Origin of the sequence: Panacibacter microcysteis (assembly GCF_015831355.1) — a bacterium.
Taxonomy (GTDB): Bacteria; Bacteroidota; Bacteroidia; order Chitinophagales; family Chitinophagaceae; genus Panacibacter; species Panacibacter microcysteis.
The window spans coordinates 983,552-1,006,794 of sequence record NZ_JADWYR010000001.1; the positions used below are offsets into that span (position 1 = coordinate 983,552).

The 23,243-nt window shown below is 45.0% G+C and carries 18 protein-coding genes; 7 read left to right on the plus strand and 11 right to left on the minus strand.

Features of this window, described 5'->3' with window-relative positions; all coding sequences use genetic code 11:
• The first annotated feature begins 83 nt into the window (after positions 1 to 83).
• The gene (locus tag I5907_RS03950; RefSeq protein ID WP_196989425.1) at positions 84 to 1,961 is read left to right on the plus strand and encodes a M1 family metallopeptidase; all 1,878 of its coding nucleotides are present in this window, start codon (positions 84 to 86) and stop codon (positions 1,959 to 1,961) included.
• Between the two features lie 286 nt (positions 1,962 to 2,247).
• Here the strand turns inward: I5907_RS03950 and I5907_RS03955 are convergent, their stop codons facing one another.
• A complete protein-coding gene (locus tag I5907_RS03955) occupies positions 2,248 to 2,697 on the minus strand; it encodes a DUF1569 domain-containing protein (protein WP_196989426.1) in 450 nt (149 codons plus the stop codon).
• A 149-nt stretch (positions 2,698 to 2,846) separates the two neighbouring features.
• On the opposite strand from I5907_RS03955, the gene I5907_RS03960 reads away from it, so the two are divergent.
• Positions 2,847 to 3,314 (plus strand): nucleoside deaminase, encoded by a 468-nt coding sequence (locus tag I5907_RS03960; protein ID WP_196989427.1) that lies wholly within the window; start codon positions 2,847 to 2,849, stop codon positions 3,312 to 3,314.
• 87 nt (positions 3,315 to 3,401) lie between these two features.
• Complete coding sequence (locus I5907_RS03965; RefSeq protein ID WP_196989428.1) at positions 3,402 to 3,974, plus strand: DUF1579 domain-containing protein; 573 nt, start codon at positions 3,402 to 3,404, stop codon at positions 3,972 to 3,974.
• Positions 3,975 to 4,019: 45 nt separating this feature from the next.
• Here I5907_RS03965 and I5907_RS03970 read toward each other — a convergent pair whose 3' ends face one another.
• The 10 genes from I5907_RS03970 to I5907_RS04015 form a co-directional block, all read right to left on the minus strand.
• Complete coding sequence (locus tag I5907_RS03970) at positions 4,020 to 4,880, minus strand: sugar phosphate isomerase/epimerase family protein (protein WP_196989429.1); 861 nt, start codon at positions 4,878 to 4,880, stop codon at positions 4,020 to 4,022.
• A 218-nt stretch (positions 4,881 to 5,098) separates the two neighbouring features.
• The gene (locus tag I5907_RS03975) at positions 5,099 to 5,668 is read right to left on the minus strand and encodes a gluconate 2-dehydrogenase subunit 3 family protein (RefSeq protein ID WP_196989430.1); all 570 of its coding nucleotides are present in this window, start codon (positions 5,666 to 5,668) and stop codon (positions 5,099 to 5,101) included.
• Between the two features lie 252 nt (positions 5,669 to 5,920).
• Positions 5,921 to 7,633, minus strand: coding sequence for a GMC oxidoreductase (locus I5907_RS03980; RefSeq protein ID WP_196989431.1), 1,713 nt, complete (start codon positions 7,631 to 7,633; stop codon positions 5,921 to 5,923).
• Positions 7,634 to 7,688: 55 nt separating this feature from the next.
• Entirely contained in the window at positions 7,689 to 9,404 is a 1,716-nt protein-coding gene (locus tag I5907_RS03985) for a GMC oxidoreductase (RefSeq protein WP_196989432.1), read from the minus strand.
• 267 nt (positions 9,405 to 9,671) lie between these two features.
• A complete protein-coding gene (locus I5907_RS03990; protein ID WP_196989433.1) occupies positions 9,672 to 11,399 on the minus strand; it encodes a GMC oxidoreductase in 1,728 nt (575 codons plus the stop codon).
• 61 nt (positions 11,400 to 11,460) lie between these two features.
• Positions 11,461 to 13,188, minus strand: a complete 1,728-nt coding sequence (locus I5907_RS03995; protein ID WP_196989434.1) for a GMC oxidoreductase — start codon at positions 13,186 to 13,188, stop codon at positions 11,461 to 11,463.
• 82 nt (positions 13,189 to 13,270) lie between these two features.
• Complete coding sequence (locus tag I5907_RS04000) at positions 13,271 to 14,962, minus strand: GMC oxidoreductase (RefSeq protein WP_196989435.1); 1,692 nt, start codon at positions 14,960 to 14,962, stop codon at positions 13,271 to 13,273.
• A 286-nt stretch (positions 14,963 to 15,248) separates the two neighbouring features.
• The gene (locus I5907_RS04005; RefSeq protein WP_196989436.1) at positions 15,249 to 16,931 is read right to left on the minus strand and encodes a GMC oxidoreductase; all 1,683 of its coding nucleotides are present in this window, start codon (positions 16,929 to 16,931) and stop codon (positions 15,249 to 15,251) included.
• Between the two features lie 203 nt (positions 16,932 to 17,134).
• Complete coding sequence (locus tag I5907_RS04010) at positions 17,135 to 18,019, minus strand: hydroxypyruvate isomerase family protein (RefSeq protein ID WP_196989437.1); 885 nt, start codon at positions 18,017 to 18,019, stop codon at positions 17,135 to 17,137.
• Positions 18,020 to 18,039: 20 nt separating this feature from the next.
• Entirely contained in the window at positions 18,040 to 19,320 is a 1,281-nt protein-coding gene (locus I5907_RS04015; RefSeq protein ID WP_196989438.1) for an MFS transporter, read from the minus strand.
• Between the two features lie 254 nt (positions 19,321 to 19,574).
• Between I5907_RS04015 and I5907_RS04020 the strand changes: the two genes are divergently transcribed.
• The 4 genes from I5907_RS04020 (at position 19,575) to I5907_RS04035 (ending at position 23,239) form a co-directional block, all read left to right on the plus strand.
• The gene (locus I5907_RS04020; protein ID WP_196989439.1) at positions 19,575 to 20,741 is read left to right on the plus strand and encodes a Gfo/Idh/MocA family protein; all 1,167 of its coding nucleotides are present in this window, start codon (positions 19,575 to 19,577) and stop codon (positions 20,739 to 20,741) included.
• A 214-nt stretch (positions 20,742 to 20,955) separates the two neighbouring features.
• A complete protein-coding gene (locus I5907_RS04025) occupies positions 20,956 to 22,011 on the plus strand; it encodes a sugar phosphate isomerase/epimerase family protein (protein ID WP_196989440.1) in 1,056 nt (351 codons plus the stop codon).
• Positions 22,012 to 22,055: 44 nt separating this feature from the next.
• A complete protein-coding gene (locus I5907_RS04030) occupies positions 22,056 to 22,469 on the plus strand; it encodes a c-type cytochrome (RefSeq protein WP_196989441.1) in 414 nt (137 codons plus the stop codon).
• Positions 22,470 to 22,483: 14 nt separating this feature from the next.
• Positions 22,484 to 23,239 carry a 3-keto-disaccharide hydrolase gene (locus I5907_RS04035; protein ID WP_196989442.1) on the plus strand — a complete coding sequence of 252 codons (756 nt, stop codon included), beginning with the start codon at positions 22,484 to 22,486 and terminating at the stop codon, positions 23,237 to 23,239.
• The last annotated feature ends 4 nt before the right edge of the window (positions 23,240 to 23,243 follow it).

The window sequence follows — 23,243 nt, forward strand, 5'->3', positions numbered from 1 at the left end:
TCATTGCACTAAACCTCCTGTCAAAACATAACGGCTACACATTACAATTGTATCTTATCTTTCCTGCTGCATAAACTTCACGTATGAAAAGAATCATTTTTTTTTGCTCTTTGTTTATTTGCGCCAGTGCTTTACACGCGCAGGAACTTTATATGCCAAGAGATGTAAAACAGGCATTTAAAAACGGTACACGCTCTGCTGATGGCAAGCCGGGCAAAAACTACTGGCAAAACCGGGCGCAGTATACCATCACACTTACTGCCATGCCACCCGACAGGAATATAAAAGGCAGCGAAACAATTGTATATGTAAACAACAGCCCTGATACAATAAAAAATCCTGTAATAAAGCTTTTCCTGAATATTCATAAGCCAGGTGCCCCGCGTAATTACCCGGCCACAGAAGACTACCTCACAAGTGGTGTACAGGTAGATGCAGTGAAGGTAAATGGCGCTGCTTATAACTGGCGCCAGAGTAATGCGCCCACCACCGTTCAACCACTTAAACTGCCGCAACCACTGGCACCGCATGATTCTGTAACACTTTCTTTCGATTGGCACTTCGAAATATCATTGCTCAGCAACCGGGAGGGCATGATTGATTCCACCACTTACTTTTTAGCTTATTTCTATCCACGTGTAGCGGTTTTTGACGACATAAACGGATGGGACAGGATGGCCTTTATGGACTCTCATGAATTTTACAGCGATTTCAATGATTATACAGTTACGCTCAACATTCCTAAAAATTATATAGCATGGGGTACAGGCACACTCAATAACCCGGAACGACTGTTACAGCCGGATTTTCTAAAGAAATACTACGCCTCATTAACTTCTGATGAAACAATAAGAATAGCAACGAAAGAAGACCTCGCAGCAAAAAAAGTTACTGCGCAGGACGAAATGAATAGCTGGAAATTTACGGCCACAAACATTCCCGACATGGCGTTTGGTATAAGTGATCATTTCGTGTGGGATGCGGGAAGCGTGGTTGTTGACGATGCAACAAAAAGAAGGGCAAGCGTACAGGCCGCATACAACGATACCGCTGCCGATTACCATAAAATGGTAGAGTTTGGTAAGCATGCACTAGACTGGTTTTCGCACAACTGGCCGGGCATACCATACCCTTACGAAAAAACAACCATCTTCCAGGGTTATGCCGGTATGGAATACCCAATGATGGCCAACGACGAAACGTATGATAACCCTGACTTTTCACGCTTTGTGGCAGAGCACGAAATTGCGCATACTTATATGCCTTTTTATATGGGCATCAATGAAACGCGCTACGGTTTTATGGATGAAGGCTGGGCAACCACGTTTGAATTACTTATTGGCCGCGCAGACCTGGGAACTGAGAATGCAGAAGACCTCTATAAACAATTTCGGGTTGCCGGCTGGATTGGTGATGCTTCTTCTGCCGAAGATATTCCCATCATTACTCCCGGCGATGCTATAACCGGGCCCGCACTTGGTAATAACCAATACGGAAAAGCGTCACTCGGTTATCTTGCTATGAAAGATTTGCTGGGCGATCAGCTCTTCAAAGCCTGCCTGCATGCGTACATGAACAGGTGGAATGGCAAACATCCTATTCCATGGGACTTCTTCAATACCTTCAACAACATTGCAGCCCAGGATCTAAACTGGTTCTGGCATGCGTGGTATTTTACAAATGGCTACATAGATTTTTCTGTAACTGCAGTAAATAAAAACAAAGCAGGTTACAGCGTTGCTGTTGCTAACGTTGGTGGCTTTCCTGCACCGTTCGACCTCGTGGTTACTTACGATGATAATTCAACCGAAAAATTGCACCAGTCGCCATCTTTGTGGAAGACTGATATAAAAAAAGCTGCCATTAGTATAACCACCAAAAAGAGAATAAAAACTGTTGCCATAGATAGTGGCATTTTTATGGATGCTGATGACAGCAACAATCAAACGGCGGTTCAATAAATTATAAACGATGTGAAGCATTAAAACCACTCAACCTTGTTGGGTGGTTTTTTTATGTGGCAGGCTGTATTGCTACTATGTAGCTTTTGTTGTGTCACTCACTTGTACTGCAGGTACACTATTCAGCAATGTGCAACCTTGCCAATGTTTTGCAATTTTTAGCAACAGCGGTCAAAATCTTTTTGCCATGTTTCTTCCTTCAGCAGGTAGCAATGTTATTCAGCAGCAACGCTACCTGCAATTAAGATACCAGCTATCCAACCAGCCTTTTACCGTACGTGTTATCTTATACACCAAATTGCCGTAAATGATGGTCAAGGTGTTTCCATTGCAAAAGGCCCCATTCCTCTATGCTCATTTTGCCAAAAAAAGGATGTACACGTGCTGCAATTTTGTATGGGTCTTCCTCAGAAAATCTTCTTATCAGGGTAAGCAGCTGGTCCTGCTCATCAGAAAAAATACGCTCATCTTTTACCGCGAAGGTTTTTGCTGTTGGCAGGTTTTGCGGGAAAGGCTTTTTTTTCAGCAATTGCCTTTTGGCTATTTTACCAAAAAGCAGCGCGATAATACCAGGTTTCAAATGCCTGTCACCCAGTGCTACTTCAAGCGGGGCTTTACAATGTGCCAGCATCTGAGAGGCGTTCATTTTACCCCAGGCGGCAATAGCTGTGGGTTTTAGGCGGGCAATACGTATTACAATGCCCGTGGCGGATTCTGGTTGAAAAAGGTTTTGCATTATAACGGATTAATTAAAACAAAGTAAGCAAATTACATTAATCCGCATAACCGATTTGACACACGGAAAACATATTTGATGCCTGCATAATTAAAACGCTGAAACATAAACAGCTAAAGCTTTTTTTAAGTTTACTAACTTAGCCGCATATGCTACCATACAGTGATGAACATTTTATGCAGCAGGCTTTAAAAGAGGCGGGCAAGGCATTCGAAGCTGATGAAGTACCCATCGGTGCTGTCATTGTTATCAACAACAAGATTGTGGCAAGAGCACACAACCAGGTCGAATTATTGAACGATCCCACGGCGCATGCAGAAATACTCGCCATTACCGCAGCATGCAACCACCTTGGTGCAAAATACCTGCCGGATGCCAGCTTATACGTTACCATAGAACCTTGTCTTATGTGTTGCGGCGCACTATACTGGAGCAAAGTAGGCCGGGTAATCTACGGCGCAGCCGATGCAAAAAACGGCTACCGTAAATACGTAGAAACAGGCATAAATTATCCTGCACCCGCATCTCCCTTTCATCCAAAAACAACAATCATTACCGGCGTACTGCAGGATGAATGTGCCGGTCTTATAAAAGAGTTCTTCCGCAGGAAAAGATAGCCTTAACCGGCTAATTTATGATAGCTGCAATTACCTGCTTGCAAAAGGCATTTTTTCTTTGTATCTTATCAGCTAAACTCTCCGCTTATGAAAAAAATACTTGCTCTTACGACAGTCCTGTTACTGTCTGCAACCACCACACAAACATTTGCGCAGTCGCAGGAAGACATGCAGAAAATGATGGATTACATGAAACCGGGCGACATGCATAAAATGCTTGCCGGGAGCACCGGCAAATGGAAAGAAGAAATGACCATGTGGACGGCACCCGGTGTAGAACCGATGAAGATGGAAATCACCTGTGAAATGAAGATGATCCTGAACGGTATGTACCTCGAAGCGGTGTCTTCGGGCAACTTTGGCGGCATGCCTTTCGAAGGCCGTAATGTTGTAGGCTATGACAATATCAGGAAAATATTCCAGTCTACATGGGTAGACAATATGGGTTCCGGCATTACATATTTCGAGGGCCCTTACGATGAAGCTACCAAAACGGTAACATTTGCAGGAAAAATGGTAGAACCCTCAGAGGGCAGGGAAATAGAGGTTAAAGAGACCATGCAGTTTGTTGATGAGAATACGCAGGTAATGACGATGTATAAAATTGCAGACGGCAAAGAAGTGAAAATGATGCAAATAAAACTTACAAGACAATCATAAAAAAACGGGTCTGAACATCAGACCCGTTTTTTATTATATAAGCACTTATACTTTTAAAGTAGCCATATATTTTGCGTCAGCTTCTGCGCTGGCAAGTGGTGTAGACCCGGTAAACTTTTCCTGCTCTACAATGAAATATTCTACGCCTGCTTTTTTAGCTTTCGTAAGTATAGACGGGTAATCAATACTGCCCGTACCCAGTATTACAGAAGCATCTGCTTCTTTGGGGTCTGCAGCTTTATCCCTGTCTTTCACGTGGCACAGCTTCCAGCGGCCCTTGAATTTTTTCAGGTAGTCATCAATGTTGGCACCACCGGTAATTACCCAGTACATATCCATTTCAAAATCTACGAGGTCAGGATTGGTATTGTTCATCATTACATCCTGCGGCATCTGCCCGTCTGTCATCTGGAACGAGTAGCCGTGGTTGTGGTAAGCAAAGCGAAGCCCGTTCTTCTTACAGATCTCCGCTTTGGCATTAAAATTATCTGCCGCACGTTTGTAATCATCAATGGTTTTCTGCGGGCCAAGGTATGGGCATATCAGGTATTTCATTCCCATATTGGCTGCATTGGCTGCTTTTATCTCAAACTTATCGTTGATGTTGCAGTGGCTCGATATCATTGTCATTCCAAGATCGGCGAGATAAGATTTCATTTCACCCACCGTCATACCCCAGAACATTCCATTCTTTCCTTCAAAACCTTCTATTTGTTTATAACCGTAAGATGCAAGTGCTTTTAATGTGCCTTTGGCATCTTTCATCATATCTTCTTTTACGGTCCAAAGCTGTATGCCATAGGCATTCAATGGGTCTTTGGCAGCAAAGATGTTGTTGGAAGCAAGCATGGCGCCTGCTGTTAATAAACCGCTTGTCTGAAGAAATTTTCTTCTTGAGTAGCTCATGGCATTTTATTTTTATTGTTACCGTTAATCTTTACGCAATACCTACGTTCCGGCACCTGAAGTACATGGTTCTTTTGTACGTTGCTTTACCCAAAATAACCGCTTAGATCTTCGCGTTTGCTGAATAAAGTTGCTGCAGTACAAGAGTGCGACGCAACGAAGATGAGCCAGGTTTTACAGCCGGGCTCATAATACTATTAACTACAAACAATAAGCGGCTAGGTAGCCCAGGCTTTGTCTCCTTTTTTGTAAGGAATACAACCTTCGTAGCGGCCGGGTACAGCAACGTAGCGCAGTGCTTTTGTGGCACCGGGCTCTGACGTAAAGTAACCCCACAAGGTCAGTTGCTTAAGCGCCGTAAAGTAGTGGTTGGCATCTTCGGCTTTCTTGCTTTTGTTGAATTCTTTTGCTTCTTTGTCAAGGTCGATCAGCAAAGCTTTGCGCTCTTCGGGTGTGCTTTCCATAAAAGATTTTTTGTTCTTTTTCTGGCTGGCTTCGTCGAGCTTGCTCATGCCTTCAAGGAATGCTTTCTGGTCTTTCTCTTCGTAACAATCCTTAACAATAACAGTCATGAATTCACCAACTTTTGCGTCTTTAGCGCCGGGTGTAGATGTTGCAGGAATAATGGTTTCTGCTATCTCGTTAAGATAGGCAACATCATCCGGGGTGAAGTTGAGGCTTTCGCCATATTTGGTAGCCGTTTTACAGCCACTCAAAAAAGCTTCTGCCCCAATAATAGTACCGCCCATGATCAGCGCTACTCTCGATAAGGCATCTCTCCTGTTCATAACAAACAATGGTTTATAGTTATCAAATGTAGTTTAAAAGTTTACGTGTTGTTGGCAACACGCTTATTATTTTGTTGTTGTTTCTTGTAACGGGCAGCATTACTGCTATGATGCTTTTGTTGTGTCACTCACTTGTACTGCAACAAGTAATTCGGCAATGTGCCACCGGGTTCCAAATTGCTGATGCCTTATTTGTTCGTGTCTGATGGGAGATTTCAGGCATCATACATTCAACATCATACATCAGCCATTCTAAATATTGCCTTTCTTCAACGCTGCCACTGCATAATCTGCCGCACGTGCTGTAAGCGCCATGTAGGTAACCGAGGGGTTCTGGCAAGCACTGCTTGCCATACAGGCCCCATCTGTTATAAACACATTTTTTACTTCATGCATCTGGTTAAAGCCGTTGAGTACAGATGTTTTAGGATCTTTACCCATCCTGGCGGTACCCATTTCGTGTATGCAAAAACCTGGCGCCGGCATATTATCGTAAGTGCCTACGTTTTTCAGGCCTGCTTTTTCAAGCATTTCCGCTGCACTGTTCATCATATCCTTACGCATGGCCATCTCATTGTCTTTAAACTCGCAATCTATATCCAGCGTTGGTAAGCCCCATTTGTCTTTTTTATCTTTGTTCAGCGTTACTTTATTTTCAAAATAAGGCAGGTGCTCTCCCCAGCTACCAATACCAAAGGTCCATTTGCCGGGCTCAGTCAATGATTCTTTGTATGTGGCACCAATACCTTCATCAATGTTTATCCTGCCGCGGCTTCCACCACCCTGGTAGCCAAAGCCACGTACATATTCCTTCATTTTTGTGCTGTCACTTATGTTACGGAAGCGTGGAATATAAATACCGTTGGCACGGCGCCCATAAAAATACTGGTCTGCAAAATCATCAGAATCGCCATAAGCACCTACACCGTAATGATGGTCCATCAGGTTATGCCCTACCTGGCCGCTGCTGTTGCCCAACCCATCCGGAAATGCATCGGAAACAGAGTTGAGCAGTATGTGTGCAGTACCAAGGGTTGATGCATTCAGGAAAACGATCTTTGCAAAATACTCTTCTGTCTTCATTGTTTCTGCGTCGATAATGCGTACACCTTTCGCCTTGCCTGTTTGCTTATCGTATATAACTTCCTGTACAATTGAGAAAGGCCGTAATGTAAGGTTGCCTGTTTTAGCGGCGGCGGGCAGCGTAGCAGCGTTGCTGCTAAAATAACCACTGAAAGGGCAGCCTTCATGGCATTTGTTCCTGAACTGGCAGGGCCCGCGGTCGCCTACTTTTGCTGTATGGTTGGCCGTTCTGCCAATGATCATTGTTCTGCCATCTGCAAAAGATTTTTTAATGCGTTCCGCCACATGCTTTTCAATACAATTCATTTCCATCGGGGGAAGAAACTTACCATCCGGCAATTGCGGCAAATTTTCTACCGAGCCGCTGATGCCCACAAATGGCTCTACGTATGTATACCAAGGTTCCAGGTCTTTATAGCGTATGGGCCAGTCTACACCAAACCCGTCTTTGGCATTGGCTTCAAAATCTATGTCGCTCCAGCGGTAGCATTGCCTGCCCCACATAATGCTCCTGCCACCTACATGGTAACCACGTATCCAGTCAAACGGTTTTACCTGGTTATAAGGGTGCTCTTTATCGTTTACAAAAAACTTACCCGATACTTCATTATAAGCATAGCACTTGCTTTGTATAGGACTGTTTTCTTTGTCCGTATTGTCGTTGCTGCCATGGTGTACCAGTTCCCAAGGGTCTTTGGTTGTGTCTGTATAGTCTTTGATATGCTCAACGTTTCTGCCTCTTTCGAGCACAAGCGTTTTAAGCCCTTTTTCGCAAAGTTCTTTGGCTGCCCAGCCACCACTAATTCCACTCCCCACCACAATAGCATCATACGTGTTTTGCGCTATTGCCCTGTTGTTGATATTGAGTGAATCTCCCGGCATTTATTGCTGATTTTTGGTTTGCATATTTTTTGGAACAGATCCATTGCAGATAGCGTTAGATATTGCCTTTCTTTAGTTCTTCTACTGCATGGCTGGCTGCACGTGCGGTAAAGGCCATATAAGTAAGCGATGGGTTCTGGCAGGCAGAAGACGTCATAAATGCACCGTCTGTTACAAACACATTCTGCGCATCCCATACCTGGTTCCACTTGTTCACTACTGAAGTGTTCGGATCGTGGCCCATGCGTGCAGTGCCCATTTCATGAATACCATCACCAATTTCGTGGCCACCATCACGTGTTACTACATTTTTAACACCTGCGGCCTCCAGCATTGCCTGGCCTTCTTTCAGAATATCTGCACGCATTTTTTTCTCATTGTCTCTCAGCTCAGCATCCATTGCAAGTATTGGCAAACCCCATTTATCTTTCTTCTCTTTGTCAAGCATTATTTTGTTTTCATGGTAAGGCAGCAATTCGCCAAAACCACCCATCCCTATGCGCCAGCCGCCGGGTTCGGTGAGTGCCTCTTTAAACTCTGCGCCCACGGAATATTCTGCAATATCCCTGCTCCATGAGCCACGTGTTGCAGAACCCTGGTAACCAAAACCGCGCAGGTAATCTCTTTTATCACCAAAAAGGTTGGTGAAGCGCGTAATGTAAAAGCCGTTTGCGCGGCGGCCGTAGTAATATTTATCATCAAAACCATCAACGTCCCCGCTTATGCCAAGGTTGTAGTGATGGTCCATTACGTTATGCCCCAGTTCTCCGCTGCTGCTGCCCAAACCATCAGGCCACACATCTGTTGCAGAATTCATTAGTACCCATGTACTGTTTAATGCAGAGGCATTCAGGAAAACAATTTTTGAGAAGAACTCGTAAGTTTTGTTTGTTTCTGCATCCAGTACTTCTACACCTTTTGCTTTCTTTGTGTTTTTATCGTAAAGCACTTTTGTTACAATGCTCCATGGCCTTACTGTAAGGTTACCTGTTTTCATTGCAGCAGGTAATGTAGCAGACTGTGTACTGAAATAGCCACCAAACATGCAGCCTTCCCAGCAGCGGTTCCGGAACTGGCATTGCTGCCTGCCGGGATGCGGTGCTGTAATATGTGCAGCGCGGCCGATGATCAAATGGCGCTGTCCTTTATAATATTCTTTTATGCGTGCTGAAACATCTTTCTCTACGCAGTTGAGTTCCATTGGTGGCAAAAACTGCCCGTCTGGCAACTGCGGAATATTTTCGATACTGCCGCTTACGCCGGCAAATTTCTCTGCATGATCGTACCAGGGGGCAATCTCGTTATAACGTACCGGCCAGTCGATGGCCCATCCATCTTTTGCATTGGCTTCAAAATCAAAATCACTAAGCCTGTAACTCTGCCTGCCCCATAAAACAGAGCGGCCGCCCAACTGGTAAGCACGCCACCATTTAAAAGGTTTTATTTCTGTATATGGTGCATCAATATCTTTTACCCAGTAGTCCATAATGCCTTCGTTCTTTCCCCAGGTACGTGCAATAACGGGTCTTACTTTTAACTGCTCCTGCGTGGCCTGCCCACGGTGAGGGAACTGCCAGGGATCGAGCGATGCTGATTTATAATCTTTGATATGCTCAAAGTTTCGGCCGCGTTCGAGCATTAATACTTTAAGCCCTTTCTCGGTAAGTTCTTTTGCAGCCCAGCCACCGCTGATGCCTGAGCCTACAACAATAGCATCGTACGTGTTTTGTGCAACCGCTTTATTGTTTACGTTTAAAGAATCGCCTGGCATTATTTTCTACTTTATAGTTGATTTATGATAGATCACTTACACAGATACAAACCGGTGTTTTGCGTGGCATGGTGCGCAAAGTGCACATTGCGCAGCGGCTGTTTCCTGCTCAGCAAAGCGCTGAACGCTGAAGAGTGCGACGCAACGATGCTACATGCTTATTCAACAGCCGGGCCCAAAAAAATTTTTTCTTCACCCGGTTTAATCTCTGTAATGCGTAAAACGAAACCGCATTGTTTTATTCCACGTTTGTACAGCCCGTATCTTTTAAAGATTCCCTTTTTTCAATTCGTCTGCTGCATGATTGGCTGCTCTTGCCGTTAAGGTCATGTACAGGATGCTCGGACTTTGATTGCCGGTGCTTGTCATGCAAGCGCCATCGGTAACAAAAACATTTTTACAATGATGCAGTGCATTCCATTTATCGAGCATTGAATTTTTGGGATCGTTGCCCATTCTGCAGCCGCCCATTTCGTGTATATCGAGCCCGGGAGCCTGCTTACTGTCATTGTGCGTTATATTCTTCACACCGGCTTTTGTAAGCATCTCCTCCGTTTGTACAAAAAAATCTTTCAGCAGGCGTTCATCATTATCATCATACCCCACAGAGGTAATGAGTAATGGAATACCCCATTGATCTTTTTCGTCTTTACTCAACCGTACATGGTTGCTTTCTTTGGGAATTGTTTCACCCTGCAGGTATGCATATACATGCCACTTACCCGGCACGGTTAAAGATTCTTTGAAGGCGGCGCCTATTTGTTCTGCGCCTGCTTCCCCATCGCTTCTTGAACGGTATGCGCCCATATAGGTGGTGTAACCGCCTGTAAAATCTGTATCGATCGTATGAAGATTCCTGTAATTGGCCACGATGGCATCTGTAGGATTTCTGCCATATACATAACCATCTTCAAAACCTTCTATTTCTCCATTCATCCACCCGCGGTAATTGTGGAAGCATATGTATTTGCCCAGTATGCCACTATCGTTACCGAGCCCGTTTGGAAAACGGTTGGAAGTAGAATTGAGTAATACCAGGTTGCTGTTGAGCGCCGAGCCATTTACGAAAATGATTTTTGCAAAGAACTCTGTAGCCTGTTTGGTTTCTGCATCTATTACTCTTACACCTGTTGCTTTTTGCTTTTGCTCGTCGTAAATAACAGAGTGCACAACAGAAAAGGGCCGTAGTGTGAGATTGCCTGTTTTTGCAGCCCACGGCAATGTGGAAGCGTTAGAACTGAAATACCCGCCAAAAGGACAACCGCGCATACACAGGTTTCTTGCCTGGCACTGGCCGCGCCCCTGGTCTAAGTGTACCTGGCTGGCTTTGGTTAAATGCGCCCAGCGGGCATGTACAAGGTGGCGGTTACCGTAATTTTTTATAAAGCTGTCTTTCAGATGGCGCTCTACACAATTGAGTTCGAACGGTGGCAGGAATTCGCCGTCGGGCATTGACTCGAGGCCATCTTTATTGCCACATACGCCAATGAATTTTTCGACGTGGCTGTACCATGGGGCTACATCGGCATAACGGATGGGCCAATCCCAGCCGTAGTTAAAACGTTGCGGGCCGGTAAATTCAAAATCGCTCCAGCGTTGCGTGCAACGCCCCCATGTAAGACTCTTGCCGCCAACCTGGTAACCACGAATCCAGTCGAAAGGCTTTTCCTGTATGTATGGATGGTCTTTATCTTCCACAAAAAAGAACTGGTTGTCTTCACCATAGCCCGCAGCTTTTGTAATAAGCGGATTTTTGTTTCGTTGTTCTGCTGTAATGGCGCCACGGTGAGGAAGCTCCCATGGTAATTTTGTGGCAGTAGGATAATCTTTTATATGCTTTACATCTCTGCCACGTTCCAGTACCAGTGTTTTTAACCCCAGCTCACACAGTTCCTTTGCGGCCCAGCCACCACTGATGCCACTGCCAATGACAATAGCGTCATAAGTGTGCGCTGCTACCCCGCCTGAGTTAATATGTAATGAATCTCCGGGCATTTAATTGTGATTTAAAGATGCCTGCTTATTTGAACAATTGTTCCAGCCATCATACTCAATGCTATATATTTCCTTTTTTCAGTTCTTCCACTGCATGGTTTGCTGCTCGTGCCGTAAGTGCCATAAACGTAAGGGATGGATTTTGCGTACTAACCGAGACCATGCATGCACCATCTGTTACAAAAACATTTTTACAATTATGGAACGCGTTCCATTTATCGAGTAAAGATGTTTTACGATCAGCGCCCATACGTACACCGCCCATTTCATGTATATCAAGGCCGGGAGCCTGTTTGCTGTCGTTGGGAGTAATATCTGTACAACCCGCTTTTGTAAGCATCTCCTGCCCCTGTTCCAAAAAATCTTTCAGTATTTTTTCGTCGTTATCATCATAATCAACAGACGTAACCAACAGTGGAACACCCCATTCGTCTGTTTTATCTTTACTCAACCGCACATGGTTTGTTTCTTTTGGAATGGTTTCGCCCTGCATCATCATAAATACCACCCATTTGCCTGCTTCCGTTAAGCCTTCTTTATAAGCTGCGCCAATCTGCTCTTGTGTTTCAACGCCGCGTGAACGGCCTGCACTAAAATGCACAGAATAACCACGAAGAAAGTCCATCTCCTGTTTATAAACGTTGCGAAAATTAGGGAGCATGGCACCTGTAGGCTTGCGGGTGTAATAATAGTTGTCTTCATAACCCGGCATAGACGCATACAGCGTACCACGGTAATTGTGAAATGCTACATACTTACCAAGTAAGCCATTGTCATTTCCAAGACCGTTGGGAAAACGGGCCGAGGTAGAATTGAGCAGTACAAGATTGGAATTTAAACAGGCTGCATTTACAAAAATGATCTTTGCATAATACTCGGTTGCCTTTTTGGTATGGGCATCTATAACCCGTACACCGGTGGCCTTCCCTTTTTGTTCATCGTAAATGATGGAGTGAACAACCGAATCCGGCCGTAAGGTAAGATTGCCTGTTTTTTCAGCCCACGGCAAGGTGGAAGCGTTAGAGCTGAAGTAACCGCCAAACGGGCAGCCTCTTTCGCACAAGGTTCTTGCCTGGCATTGCATGCGGCCCTGATCGAGGTGTATTTGGTTGGGCTTTGTAAGATGTGCACAACGGCCAATGATCACATTACGGTCTTTGTACGCCGCATTTAGTTTTGCCTGCATATCTTTCTCTACGCAATTCAGTTCCCAGGGTGGCAGGAACTCGCCATCCGGCAAAGTATCCAGGCCGTCTTTGTTTCCGCTGATGCCCGCAAAGCGCTCCACATGGCTATACCATGGTGCAAGCTCATCGTAACTGATGGGCCAGGGAACCGCAAACCCATCCCTTGCCGGCCCCTCAAAATCGTATTTACTCCAGCGTTGTGTGGCCCTTGCCCAAAGCAAAGACTTGCCACCCACCTGGTAGCCACGTATCCAGTCGAACGGTTTTTCCTGTATGTAAGGATGCTCGTGATCTTTTACAAAAAAATGCGCTGATGTTTCATTGTATGCGTAGCACCTGGCTACAACAGGATCATTCTTTAATTGTGATACCGGCAGTTCGGTTCTGTGTTTAAAATCCCACGGGTTCATGGTGGCGGTAGGATAATCTTTGAGATGCCTTACCTCCCTTCCACGCTCCAGCACGAGTGTCTTCAGCCCTTTCTCACACAGTTCTTTGGCGGCCCAGCCACCGCTGATGCCCGAGCCAATAACAATAGCATCGAAGGTATTTTTTTCAATACCGCCGGCGTTAATGTTTACTTTGGAAGAATCTCCTGGCATAGCGATCATTTGAAAGCTGAGAATCCGGAGATGAGTAATGCCTGATGCATTTGTATGCCCATCTCCAGATTCTCAAACAGTATTAAATATTTCCTTTTTTCAGTTCCTGCACTGCATAATCAGCAGCACGTGCTGTAAATGCCATGTATGTTAGGGAAGGATTCTGGCAGGCAGCACTTGTCATGAATGAACCATCGGTTACAAACACATTGGGTGCATCCCATACCTGATTCCATTTATTGAGCACCGATGTTTTAGGATCGTGCCCCATACGCGCCGTACCCATTTCATGAATGCCACGACCGAGGTAAGGATTGGAATCTCCGCCCTGTACATTCTTTACGCCCAGTGCCGTAAGCATTTCTTTTGCGTCTTCCAGCATGTCTTTACGCATTTTCAGCTCATTGTCTTTTAATTCACAATCGAACGATAATACATTGAGACCCCATTTATCTTTCCTGCTCTTATCCAACGTAACCTTGTTTTCGTGGTATGGCAATGTTTCTCCGAAACCACCCATACCAAAGCTCCATACACCTGGTTCTGTCATTGCTTCTTTTAACTCTGCACCAATGCTGTACTCGGCAATATCAGCACCACGTCCGCGGCTTGCGCCACCCTGGTAACCAAAGCCGCGCAGGTAATCACGTTTATCACCAAAGAAGTTGCGGTAGCGTGGAATATAAACACCATTTGCACGGCGGCCATAATAGTATTTATCATCATAACCTTCAATGAGGCCACCAGCGTATACATTCAGGTGGTGATCCATTACATTGTGGCCAAGTTCGCCGCTGCTGCTGCCCAAACCATCGGGCCATACATCTGTAGCAGAGTTCATCAGCACCCAAGCACTGTTTAGTGCAGATGCATTCAGGAAAACAATTTTTGCTTTGTATTCGTATGTCTTGTTCGTTTCTGCATCAAGTATCTCAACACCTGTTGCGCGTTTTGTGTCTTTATCGTACAGGATCTTGGTTACGATGGCCCACGGACGGAGTGTAAGATTACCCGTTTTCATAGCAGCAGGCAATGTTGCAGACTGTGTGCTGAAGTAGCCACCGAAAGGACAGCCATACCAGCACTTATCGCGGAACTGGCAATTGTTTCTGCCGAGATCTTTCTGGTGCTGCTGCAGGTTGGTGATGTGTGCAGTGCGGCCCATGATCATTTTGCGGTTGCCGCTGTACAAACCTTTGATGCGGCCGGCGAGGTCTTTTTCTACGCAGTTCATTTCCATGGGTGGCATAAACTTACCACGTGGTAATTCAGGCAGGTCTTCATCGCCACCGCTGATACCTGCGAAAGTTTCTACGTAATCGTACCAGGGAGCTATATCTTTATAGCGTACCGGCCAGTCTATAGCAACACCCTGTTTGGCATTTTCTTCAAAATACAGGTCGCTCCAGCGATAGCTTTGGCGGCCCCACATGAGTGAGCGGCCACCTACATGATAACCGCGAAACCAGTCGAAGCGTTTTACCTCGGTGTAAGGAGAATCAATATCACTGGCCCACCAGTCGAGGTTTCTTTCATTCAGGGGATAATCTCTTTTTAAAACGGGGTAATCTTTGATCATTTGCTGCGTGCGGTCTCCGCGATGCGGGTAGTTCCATTCTTCTTTGCTGGCTTCGGTGTAGTCGGTGATATGCTTAATATCCTTTCCACGTTCCAGCATAATTGTTTTCAGACCTTTTTCGCAAAGTTCTTTAGCGGCCCAACCGCCACTGATGCCTGATCCGATGACGATGGCATCATACACATTTTCAGCCATGAGTTTTAAATTTTTATGTTACGAGCAGAAGATTTTTTATAGCGTTATTACCTGTTGTGTCTTACTGCACACTGTCGCTTTAACGTGTACGTGGTAAACGGGTGGCAACACAACAATGATTTAACAGGCAAGTGTAATGCTGTATGTTCATTGCATGCTGCGCAATGTTGAATTGTAATCTACAGTACAAGAGTGCGACGCAACAGGTGTTCAATACTTATTCAGCAGCCGGGTTCACCAATAAATCTCTTACATGTTTCAGCAATCTTTTGAAAACATGTAACGCTTATATATTTCCTTTCTTTAATTCATTTACCGCATAATCAGCAGCACGTGCGGTAAACGCCATATAGCCTAATGAGGGGTTATGGCACGCAGCAGATGTCATAAACGCTCCGTCTGTTACAAATACGTTCTGCGCATCCCAAACCTGGTTCCATTTGTTTAACACAGATGTTTTGGGGTCTTTACCCATGCGTGCGGTACCCATCTCGTGAATGCCACGGCCTAAGGTACCATCTCCGTTGCGTGGTTTCACATTTTTTACACCAACGGATTCGAGCATTTCCACCGCATCGGCCACCATATCTTTACGCATTTTAACCTCATTGTCTTTGTACTCAATATCCATTGCGAGTACATTGAGGCCCCATTTATCTTTCTTTGTTTTATCGAGCGTAACCTTGTTTTCGTGGTAAGGCAGCGTTTCGCCAAAGCCGCCGATATTCATCATCCAGGCGCCGGGCTCTGTTAGCAGTTCTTTCAATTCTGTACCCATGAGCGACTGCTCTTCGAGTGAGCGGTTATAGCCCTGCCTGCTTGCACCACCCTGGTAGCCGAAGCCGCGCAGGTAATCTCTTTTATCGCCAAAAAGATTGCGGTAACGCGGAATGTAAACACCGTTTGCACGCCGGCCATAATAATATTTGTCTTCGTAACCCTCTACCATGCCAGATGCACCTACACCAAGGTGATGGTCCATTACATTGTGGCCTAGTTCTCCGCTGCTGCTGCCAAGGCCATCGGGCCATACATCAGTAGCGGAATTCATCAACACCCATGCGCTGTTTAATGCCGAAGCGTTGAGGAAGATCACTTTTGCTTTGTACTCGTATGTTTTATTTGTTTCTGCATCCAGCACTTCTACGCCGGTTGCTTTTTTCGTGTCTTTATCGTACAGAATTTTTGTAACAATGCTCCATGGCCTTAGTGTAAGGTTGCCTGTTTTCATGGCAGCGGGCAAGGTGGAAGACTGGGTGCTGAAATAACCACCAAACGGGCAACCGTACCAGCATTTGTTCCTGAACTGGCATGCCTGCCTGTCCTGCAAAGGCTGTGTAATGTTGGCAACACGGCCAATGATCATATGGCGCTGGCCTTTATAAAATTCTTTTAATCGCGGTGCCAGGTCTTTCTCCACACAGTTCATTTCCATGGGTGGCAGAAACTGGCCATCGGGCAGGTTTGGCAGGTTTTCCACGCTGCCGCTGATGCCTGCAAAACGCTCCACATAATCGTACCAGGGCGCAATTTCTTTGTAGCGTACGGGCCAGTCTATGCCTATGCCTTCTTTGGCATTTGCCTCAAAATCAAAATCGCTTAGGCGGTAGCTTTGGCGCCCCCACATAAGCGACCGGCCACCTACGTGATAGCCGCGAAACCAGTCGAACCGTTTTATTTCTGTGTAAGGAGATTCTTTTTCATTCACCCAGTAGTCAAGGTTACGTTCATTCAACGGGTAATCCCTGGTAAGTACAGGATAGTCTTTGATCATGGCCTGTGTTTTCTGGCCATGGTGCGGGTAATCCCACGCTTCTTTATTGGCTTCTTTATAATCTGCAATGTGCTTAATATCGCGGCCACGTTCAAGCATAATGGTCTTAAGACCTTTTTCGCACAATTCTTTTGCAGCCCATCCGCCACTGATTCCTGAACCGATTACAATGGCATCAAATACGTTATCTGCCATAAGGGGTAAATTTTTTTATGTTACAAGCAATATATCTTTTCTCAACTGTGGTTGTGTCACTCACTTGTACTGCAGCTTTTCAATCAGCAATGCCCGGGCTCCCGGGTTTTGTACAATCAGCCTGGCTATCGTATGTTACATTCTTCCAGGTTAGTAAAACAAAAACCCGCGGCATGCGATGCTGCAGGTTTACAGATATCTTATTAAACATCGCAGATCTGAACTGCCTTGCGCAGTGAAGCAATTTTATCGGGCCCTGCAGGCATAAACTCCTGTGCTACATAACCTTTAAAGCCTGTATCCAGGATTGCTTTCATGATAGCGGGGTAATACAATTCCTGGGTATCATCAATCTCGTGCCTGCCGGGCACGCCACCTGTGTGGTAGTGGGAAATGTATTGATGATTGTCTTTGATGGTTCTGATTACGTCACCTTCATCAATCTGCATGTGGTAAATATCGTAGAGCAGTTTAAAGTTTTCAGATCCTGTAGCTTTACACAGTTCCACGCCCCAATGGGTTTTATCGCACATATAGTCTTTATGATCCACTTTGCTGTTGAGCAATTCCATCACCACTGTAATACCTGCCTTTTCTGCTGCGGGCAGAATTTTTTGTAAGCCTTCAGCACAATTCTTTAAACCTGTTTCATCATCCATTCCATTACGGTTACCGCTAAAACAGATCACCTGTTTGTAGCCTGCTTTAACCATTAGCGGAAAAGTTTCTTCGTAGTCTTTAATAAGCTTTGCGTGGTTGGCTTTGTTGTTCCAGCCTTCTGTAAGGCTAGAGCCTGCGCCTACGTAACACATAGAGCTGTACAAGCCATATTTCTGCAGTGTTGGCCAGTCTTTAGGGCCCATCAGGTCGATGGCCTTCAGGCCAATGTCTTTGGCTACTTTACAAAGTTCTTCTACAGACAGAAAACCGTATGTCCACTGACATACGGAATGATTGATATTTCCTTTCAAGGTATTTTCATTTTTGTTATCACTGCTGAAAGAGGAAAGCAACGGTGCTGCGGCAACGGCTGCAGAACCGGCTACGATATTTTTAAGTGCGGAACGACGATCTTGATGCTTTGACATGTGTTATAGTTCTATTGCTGTTAATGAGCGCCTGCCGGTTGTAACCCTGGTTTCCTTTTGCCTCTCATATAAATAAAAAGTATGAGGAATGCCACTGTAAGGATGATGGGGATAATGAGTGTGGCATTAATAATTTCAGGGCCTGCTGCCTTTTTGGCTTCATTTAATGCAGCCGTCATCTCCGGTGTTGCGGAAGAACCTGTATAAGTGGCCAGGTCTGAACCTGCAGGCAACTTGGCGGCTAATAACCTGTCGTAGTAACCACCCATGAAGATCATGTAAACAGAAACAGCAAACATACCTGCACCACCCATAAAGTTTAAACCAACAGCACCTGTCCTGGGAAGGTTTTCTGCCACGAAGCCAATCATGGTAGGCCAGAAATAACATACACCGATACCAAACACAATAGCGCCTACAAATAACATATTTCCCGTAGAGTGCCCTAACAGGTATAAACCGAGTGAAGCAAATATTGCAGAGAATAACAACACCCCCGAAGGCGATAAACGGTGTACAACAGGCCCAGCAAAGGCACGGCCAATAACCATTATACCCGTTTCGATTGTTAACAGCAGGATAGCATTTTCTGTTACATTCTTGAGCAATACATCAATCCACTGACCAGTGAACAACTCTGTTATTGCTGTACCAAACATGAGAATGATCATTGCAATAAACAACGGGTTCAACAATGAACCATACATTTCAGATGTTGAAACACCACTTGCCACACGTTCTGTAACGGGAAACTCCAGCTTGCTAAACAGGTAAAGGTATAGTAGCGTAGGGATCAGCATTACACCAACCTGCACCTGCCAGCCAAGACCTATTTTATCAAACAGAAATACCAGTAATGTGCCTATTACAATACCACCGGGAAACCATAAATGGAAGTGGTTGAGTTTTGTTGTTTTATTGTCTGAATAAATGGTGGCAACAAGCGGATTGCATGCGGCTTCTACCGTACCATTTCCCATACCTATAAGCAGTGTAGATAAAAACAACGACCAGTAACCTGTGGCAAATACAGTCAATAAAATGCCTGCAAGGTGAAAGATGCCTGCACCAACAAGCAACTTCTTCATACCAATTACATCTACCACCATACCACCAATAATAATTGCCAGCGGAAAACCCCAGAATGCTGTTGCCGCAATGGTGCCAAGTTGTTCTGCACTTAACTGAAATTCTACGCCTAAACGACCGAGGATACCTGCCCTTATACCAAAAGATAAAGATGTAACAAGCAACGCCAGGCAACTGGCTACAAAAAGTTGGTTCCGGTTAATGGCTGACATACGTTAGATTGTTGATTAGAGGTTATATAAACTATATATGTTCGAAATACACTTATAAAACTTGATCGCCCTAAATGTACAGACAATGCGTCATTAAAACGCAATGAAAAAATTTTTTTTAACAAAAGAAGGCTATAACATTTGTTAGTTGCAAAAACATTGTAATCCTTATAATAATCAATCATTAATTTGCTACGGGTAAATATAATTTTTTTACTTTTAAATCCACTTTCTCGTCTAAAATTATTTTCCAAATGAACAGAAAACTAAGAATGGGAATGGTAGGTGGAGGCAAGGATGCTTTCATTGGTGCCATTCACCGTATTGCTGCCAACATGGATGGCCTTATAGAACTTTGTTGTGGTGCACTCAGTATAAATCCTGAAGTTGCAGTTGAGTCTGGTAAAATGTTGTTTCTTCCTGAAGACAGAACATACCTGAATTATGAAGAGATGATTAAGAAAGAAGCCGCACTACCTGCAGACAAACGAATGGATTTTGTAACCATCGTTACACCAAACTTCGCACACTTTGCACCTGCAATGATGGCACTGGACAATGGCTTTCATGTGGTGATTGAGAAGCCTATTGCATTTACACTTGATGAAGCCTTGCAACTGAAACAAAAAGTTGCTGAAACAGGTTTAACGCTGTGCCTTACACATACCTACTCCGGCTACCCGATGGTGAAGCAGGCCAAGGCAATGGTTGCTGCCAATACATTTGGTAAAATAAGAAAAGTGTGGGTTGAATACCCGCAGGGCTGGCTTAGCAAACTAAGCGAAAGAGAAGGCAATGCACAGGCTGCCTGGAGAACAGACCCCAAGAAAAGCGGCAAGAGTGGTTGTATGGGAGATATTGGTACCCATGCTGCACACCTTGCAGAATATGTAACAGGTTTAAAGATTACACATATGTGTGCAGACCTAAATGCTTTGGTGGAAGGTCGTGCACTGGATGATGACGGTAATGTATTATTGAAATTAGAAAATGGTGCCACAGGCGTACTGATGGCCAGCCAGGTGGCAGCAGGCGAAGAGAATGGGATACGTATACGTGTATATGGAGAAAAAGGCGGACTTGAGTGGTACCAGCATGAGCCAAATACATTGCTTGTTAAGTGGCTTGACGCACCTGCACAAATATTAAGGGCAGGTGGCAACTACGGCGACCGTTTGTCAAGTTTTGCCACGCACAACTGCAGAACACCCGGCGGTCACCCTGAAGGTTACCTTGAGGCATTTGGTAATATCTACCGCAATTTTGCCTTAACACTTTCTGCAAAAATTGATGGTACTGAACCTACAAAAGAAATGCTCGATTTTCCCGGCGTGGAAGATGGTATAAGAGGTATGGCTTTTATAGACAACGTGGTACTATCAGGACAGTCTACAGAAAAGTGGACACCGCACACCGTATAAATTTTTAAAAGCCCGGCTGCAACATAAGCGCCGGGCTTTTCCTGCATCTTGCACTAATATGTTGATGCAGCCGGGCACCAACGCCTGTGGCCTGTATGCCAGGCTTACAGCCTGTAGCACACAGCTCATACACGTTCCGGACGCACAAGTGAGTGACACAACAGGCGATGCCATTATAACCGAAAGCTTGTAACCAAAAAAATCCTTGCATTTTATGACAACACTTAAAGGACCCGGAATTTTCCTTGCACAATTCATGGGTGATAATGCGCCGTTTAACAGTCTGCAGGCTATATGTGAGTGGGCAAAAAGTATAGGCTTTGCGGGCGTGCAGATACCTACGTGGGACCCACGCTGTATAGACCTTCAAAAAGCAGCAGAAAGCAAAACATATGCAGACGAAATAAAAGGCATTGTAAATGCTGCAGGACTGGAGATAACAGAACTCTCTACACACTTACAGGGACAGCTTGTAGCAGTACACCCTGCATACGATGTAATGTTTGATGGCTTTGCACCAAAAGAAGTACATGGCAACAGTAAAGCCAGGACAGAATGGGCGATACAACAATTGAAATATGCCGCCAAAGCTTCTGAAAACCTTGGCCTTAATGCGCATGCTACATTTAGCGGCGCTTTATTGTGGCATACCGTGTACCCCTGGCCTCAGCGCCCTGCAGGATTGGTAGAAACAGGTTTTAAAGAACTGGCCAGCCGCTGGTTGCCCATTCTGAACACCTTCGATGAATCTGGTGTAGACCTTTGTTATGAAATTCACCCGGGTGAAGATCTGCATGACGGTATCTCTTATGAAATGTTTTTGAAACATGTAAACAACCATGCAAGAGCTTGTTTGTTATATGATCCGTCGCACTTTGTTTTACAATGCCTGAACTATCTTGACTATATCGATTTTTACCATGAACGCATAAAAATGTTCCATGTAAAAGATGCTGAGTTTAACCCCACCGGTAAACAGGGCGTATATGGTGGTTACCAGGGCTGGGTAGACAGGGCAGGCCGCTTCCGATCTTTGGGTGACGGGCAGGTTGACTTCAAATCTATCTTTAGCAAACTGGCTGCATACGATTATAAGGGCTGGGCAGTAATGGAATGGGAATGTGCCATCAAACATCCGGAAGATGGCGCGAAAGAAGGGGCTGTATTTATTAAAGACCATATTATACGTGTAACCGAAAAAGCGTTTGACGATTTTGCCAATACAGGCAGCGATGAAAATTTTAATCGCAGCGTTTTGGGCATTCGTTAATATCTTAGTGCACTCTATTTTTATTAACATAAAAACATACGACTTTGAAAAAGTATTTTGTAAGCGCTGCGCTGGTAGTTTTGGTTGCAGCATGCGGTGGTGGTAATTCAGATACCGCTGCAGGTGATTCTTCTGCATCTGCTTCTACAACAGAACCTGCAGCAACAAGCGGTGATGTGACTGAGAATCCTGATTACAAGGCTGGTCTTGCACTGATAGGCAAATCAGATTGCCTTACCTGCCATAAAGCAACAGAAAAACTGATCGGGCCTGCTTATAAAGAAGTAGCACAGAAATATGCAGGGGTGGATACTGCGGTAGCCTACCTTTCAAAGAAAGTGATTGAAGGCGGATCAGGTGTTTGGGGTTCTGTACCAATGACTGCACATCCACAAATATCTCAGGCAGACGCAGAGCAGATGGTGAAATACGTATTATTACTTAAAGACGCTCAATAAAACACAAAAACCATATGAAATTACTAGCCTTGGGCGCAATGGTTGCACTCGGTCTTACAGCGTGTGGTACCGGCGAAGATAAAGCCGATGCTACAGACACTACGCAAACAGATACAACAGCCATGAGCACCAATACAGACACCGGATGGATATCGCTTTTTGATGGCAGCACACTAAATGGCTGGCACACATATGGCAAATCGGCGCCCGGTAAAGCCTGGTCGGTTGACAGTGGCGCTATCTTTTTAAATGCATCTGCTAAAAAAGATTACCAGACAGAAGGTGGTGGCGATCTTGTAACAAGTGATGAGTTTGAAAATTTCGATCTTAAACTCGACTGGAAGATATCCAGGAACGGCAACAGCGGTATCATTTTCTATGTGCACGAAGACACTGCCAAATACAAAGAGACCTGGCACACCGGCCTGGAAATGCAGGTGCTCGATAATGATGGCCACAGCGATGGCAAAATTCCAAAACACCGCGCAGCCAACCTGTACGATCTCATTGCCGCCAGCCCCGAGAACGTAAAAGCACCGGGCGAATGGAACCAGGCCGAGATCATTTCAAACAATGGCCAGCTTGATCTTTACCTCAACGGAACAAAAGTTGTATCTACCACCTTGTGGGATGATAACTGGAAGAAACTGGTAGCAGGCAGCAAGTTTAAAGACAAAGCAGATTGGGGCACTTTCAAAAAAGGCCACATCGCTTTGCAGGATCACGGGAATGATGTTTGGTTCAAAAACATCATGATCAAAAAATTGTAGTTAC

What these genes read in the sequence shown, in the direction of transcription:
- I5907_RS03950 (WP_196989425.1), top strand. Translation starts at nt 84, where the DNA reads ATGAAAAGAATCATTTTTTTTTGCTCTTTGTTTATTTGCGCCAGTGCT.
- I5907_RS03955 (WP_196989426.1), bottom strand. Translation starts at nt 2,697, where the DNA reads ATGCAAAACCTTTTTCAACCAGAATCCGCCACGGGCATTGTAATACGT.
- I5907_RS03960 (WP_196989427.1), top strand. Translation starts at nt 2,847, where the DNA reads ATGCTACCATACAGTGATGAACATTTTATGCAGCAGGCTTTAAAAGAG.
- I5907_RS03965 (WP_196989428.1), top strand. Translation starts at nt 3,402, where the DNA reads ATGAAAAAAATACTTGCTCTTACGACAGTCCTGTTACTGTCTGCAACC.
- I5907_RS03970 (WP_196989429.1), bottom strand. Translation starts at nt 4,880, where the DNA reads ATGAGCTACTCAAGAAGAAAATTTCTTCAGACAAGCGGTTTATTAACA.
- I5907_RS03975 (WP_196989430.1), bottom strand. Translation starts at nt 5,668, where the DNA reads ATGAACAGGAGAGATGCCTTATCGAGAGTAGCGCTGATCATGGGCGGT.
- I5907_RS03980 (WP_196989431.1), bottom strand. Translation starts at nt 7,633, where the DNA reads ATGCCGGGAGATTCACTCAATATCAACAACAGGGCAATAGCGCAAAAC.
- I5907_RS03985 (WP_196989432.1), bottom strand. Translation starts at nt 9,404, where the DNA reads ATGCCAGGCGATTCTTTAAACGTAAACAATAAAGCGGTTGCACAAAAC.
- I5907_RS03990 (WP_196989433.1), bottom strand. Translation starts at nt 11,399, where the DNA reads ATGCCCGGAGATTCATTACATATTAACTCAGGCGGGGTAGCAGCGCAC.
- I5907_RS03995 (WP_196989434.1), bottom strand. Translation starts at nt 13,188, where the DNA reads ATGCCAGGAGATTCTTCCAAAGTAAACATTAACGCCGGCGGTATTGAA.
- I5907_RS04000 (WP_196989435.1), bottom strand. Translation starts at nt 14,962, where the DNA reads ATGGCTGAAAATGTGTATGATGCCATCGTCATCGGATCAGGCATCAGT.
- I5907_RS04005 (WP_196989436.1), bottom strand. Translation starts at nt 16,931, where the DNA reads ATGGCAGATAACGTATTTGATGCCATTGTAATCGGTTCAGGAATCAGT.
- I5907_RS04010 (WP_196989437.1), bottom strand. Translation starts at nt 18,019, where the DNA reads ATGTCAAAGCATCAAGATCGTCGTTCCGCACTTAAAAATATCGTAGCC.
- I5907_RS04015 (WP_196989438.1), bottom strand. Translation starts at nt 19,320, where the DNA reads ATGTCAGCCATTAACCGGAACCAACTTTTTGTAGCCAGTTGCCTGGCG.
- I5907_RS04020 (WP_196989439.1), top strand. Translation starts at nt 19,575, where the DNA reads ATGAACAGAAAACTAAGAATGGGAATGGTAGGTGGAGGCAAGGATGCT.
- I5907_RS04025 (WP_196989440.1), top strand. Translation starts at nt 20,956, where the DNA reads ATGACAACACTTAAAGGACCCGGAATTTTCCTTGCACAATTCATGGGT.
- I5907_RS04035 (WP_196989442.1), top strand. Translation starts at nt 22,484, where the DNA reads ATGAAATTACTAGCCTTGGGCGCAATGGTTGCACTCGGTCTTACAGCG.